Source organism: Microbacterium sp. (genome assembly GCF_051953575.1).
In the GTDB taxonomy this organism is placed as follows: Bacteria; Actinomycetota; Actinomycetes; order Actinomycetales; family Microbacteriaceae; genus Microbacterium.
On sequence record NZ_JBQCIP010000232.1, the window covers coordinates 1 to 2,907 of the forward strand.

At 74.4% G+C, this 2,907-nt stretch carries 3 protein-coding genes; 2 read left to right on the plus strand and 1 reads right to left on the minus strand.

Going from position 1 to position 2,907, the window contains the following annotated elements; translation table 11 throughout:
* Nucleotides 1-250: 250 nt before the first annotated feature.
* The gene (locus ACTHNQ_RS14055) at nt 251-1,105 is read left to right on the plus strand and encodes a hypothetical protein (RefSeq protein ID WP_440334309.1); all 855 of its coding nucleotides are present in this window, start codon (nt 251-253) and stop codon (nt 1,103-1,105) included.
* The gene (locus ACTHNQ_RS14060) at nt 1,102-2,082 is read left to right on the plus strand and encodes a hypothetical protein (protein ID WP_440334311.1); all 981 of its coding nucleotides are present in this window, start codon (nt 1,102-1,104) and stop codon (nt 2,080-2,082) included. Before ACTHNQ_RS14055 ends, ACTHNQ_RS14060 begins: the two co-directional genes overlap by 4 nt.
* A 13-nt stretch (nt 2,083-2,095) precedes the next feature.
* Here the strand turns inward: ACTHNQ_RS14060 and ACTHNQ_RS14065 are convergent, their stop codons facing one another.
* On the minus strand, nt 2,096-2,629 hold the full coding sequence (locus ACTHNQ_RS14065; protein ID WP_440334313.1) for a GIY-YIG nuclease family protein: 534 nt from the start codon (nt 2,627-2,629) through the stop codon (nt 2,096-2,098).
* Between the last annotated feature and the right edge of the window lie 278 nt (nt 2,630-2,907).

Genomic DNA, 2,907 nt, shown 5'->3' on the forward strand with positions numbered 1-2,907 from the left:
ACGACGGCGGCCAGCAGCAGCTGGTTGAGGGTGGCCGTGCGGTCGCGGGTGCGGTCAGCCGCGTCGGGCGCATGCGCGCGCGGGCGCGGCCCGGGCTTGCCCGGATCCCCCGGCGTGACGGCGCTCACACTGCGAACGTAATGGATGCCGCCGCCCCGCGGCATCCGTCAGCGCTGCGGTGCGCCCCGGTCCGGGCGTCCCGCGGGCGTATCAGGCGGCGCGGCGCACCGCTCTTCACGGCATGGAGAACGTGAGCCGAACGCGGGATCGCGCCGCGCGGCGCTGGGCCGCCGGGCGGGGCACGGTGCTGGCGCTGGCGCTGGCGCTGGGCCTCTCGCTCACCGCCTGCGGGCAGTACTCCCCGGTCTCACCCGACGGCCCGAGCGGCAGCCGCGACACCGGCAGCGGCGGCACCGCCGGAAGCGGAGGAACGACCGGCGCAGCCCCGGAGTACCCGTTCTCGCTGCCTCCGAGTGATCCCAGCGTGTACGGCAACGACGGGCCGGCGTACGCCGCGCTGCTCGGCGGCTGCGCGTCGGCAACCTCGTACCTGGACGCTGTAGCCACCGGCGGGCCGACCGAGTTCGGCAGCACCACCGACGCCAACCCCGTGATGTGGGGACTCGTCGACCCGCGGTACGCCGTGCTGTACATGAGCGCCCTCGTCCGCTTGTGCGACGGCGACCCGGCACTCGCGGATGCGCTCGCCGCCGGCGCGCTGGAGCGGTACGGCGTGGACGGACTGGACCGTCCGACAGACCCCATCGATCCGGCCACCGGCGCGCCCTACGACCCGCCGCGGCCGCCGGGCTACGGCGAGCCGGAGTGCGACCTCTACCGCGCGACCGTGAGCGCCCGCGACCAGGTCGCGGCGGACTCGATCTCGTGCGACACCGGAGGGACGGTGCCGGGTTCCGGCATCGTCTTCGGAGCGGGAGCCGCCGGCGACCTCGTCCTCGCCGACGACCCGTGCACCTTCGACGTCGACGAGTCGCTCACCGTGCCTGCCGACGGGCTGCAGCCCGCCCTCAGCGTGTGCGCGCCGGTGCAGCAGGCGGGACTCCTCCTCACCTACACCCCCGCACGGGCCGGAGCCGACGGATGAGCACGCCCGCCCCGGACGCACCTGCGCCGCCGCCACCGCCCGCCGAGCAGCCGCCGCCGGAACCCGACACCGAAGAAGAGGCGGCGCTGCGCGGCGGTCTCGTGAAGACGCTCCTCGCGGTCGTCGTGAACGTCGGCGTGCTCACCGCCCTGCTCGTGTACTTCGGCTGGGTGCGCAGCGAGCGCATGGCCGACCTGCTCGGGCTCGACGAGGCGATCCTGGGCATGACCGTCGACGACTACGTGCGGCGCAGCGTGCGCTCGGTCGTCCTGATCCCGATCTACGCGGCCGCCGCCGGTCTGGCCTGGGTCGCGTTCGACCAGTGGTGGCAGCGTCGTCGGGTGCGTCGCGGCATGGGCGACCCGGTCGTCGCGTTCGTCGCCCGCTGGCTGTGGGCCTTCGCGCTCGCCGTCTTCGCGCTCGGCATCGGACTGTGGCTGATCGGCTACGCGACGACCTTCATCGCGGCGCCGCTCGTGTGCGCAGGAGCCATCCTCGTGCTGCTGTACGCCGTCTCGCTGCGCGGCCGTCTGCCCGGATCCACGCGCCTCGAGCCGCTGACCGAGGGCGTACTGCGCGGTGCCGTGGCGGTGCTGGTCGCGGTGGGGCTGTTCTGGACCGCGACCAACTTCGCGACCGTCGAGGGCACCGAGCTCGCCCACGGCTTCGTGGAGGAGGTGCCCACCCTCCCCGGCGTCGAGATCGACAGCGACCGCCCGCTGGACATCGTCGCGCCGGGTGTCGAGACATCGTGCGCCGGCGCCGGCGAGGACGCCCGCTACCACTACCGCGGTCTGCGTCTGCTGGAGGCGACGGGCGGCCACTACTTCCTCATCTCGGACGAGTGGAGCCCCGGCTACGGCGTGGTGCTCATGCTCCCCGCTGACGCTGCCGGCATCCGCTACTCCTTCGTCCGCGACCTCGCGGGGGTGCGTGCGGACGCGTTCCCCGCCTGCGCCGACGCGCCGGCCGCCTAGCGGCGACCGAGCCTCACAGCCGTGCGGCGAGCGCCTCGCTGACCCAGCGGGCGTGGAGCCGCCACGGGTCGTCGACCCCCGCCGCGAGCACGGCGACGTGCGCCGTCAGCGGCTCCGAGATGCGGAACCACTCGGTTCCCGGATGCCGGTCCGCGGCGAACTGCGCGTGCCGGGCCTGCTCGACGTCGCGTCCGCCGCGCTCGAACGCCAGCAGCTCGTCGTGCCAGATCGCCGCGAAACGCTGTCGCGGATTCCCGGTCGTGCCGATCTTGATGCGGTCGGCGTAGCGCAGGTAGTAGACGACCTCCACGCGCGGGGGCGCGATCTCGCCGTCGGGGACCTCACCATGCCGCCATTCGCACACGGCGCACAGCCACCCCGACGGGTAGCGCACGCCCAGACGAGACCCGCACAGCCGGCACGGCGACGGCAGCACGTCGGTGACCCCGTACGCGCCCTCGCCCCACTCGGCGACCGCCGCAAGATGGCGCTCGCACAGCGGCACCGGGGCGTCGGGCGGCACCGGGCCGCGGCACCCGTCGTCCATCAGGCAGCGCGAGGCGGGAGGTCTTGCGGGCACGTCGCGACGATACGCCCGGCCGCCGACATCGCCCGGGTACGCGGAAGGGGCCGCCGCCTTTCGGCGACGGCCCCTTCCGGACCAGACGGTTCAGCGAACCGCGAGCGTCAGCTCAGGATCAGCGACCCGAGAGCTTCTCGCGCAGAGCGGCGAGGGCCTCGTCGTCCGCGAGCGTGCCCACGGGGCCGCTGTCGGACGAGTACGAGGACGAGCCGGTCTCCACCGGAGCGGCGGCCTCGGCCTCG

What these genes read in the sequence shown, in the direction of transcription:
- ACTHNQ_RS14060 (WP_440334311.1), top strand. Translation starts at nt 1,102, where the DNA reads ATGAGCACGCCCGCCCCGGACGCACCTGCGCCGCCGCCACCGCCCGCC.
- ACTHNQ_RS14065 (WP_440334313.1), bottom strand. Translation starts at nt 2,629, where the DNA reads ATGGACGACGGGTGCCGCGGCCCGGTGCCGCCCGACGCCCCGGTGCCG.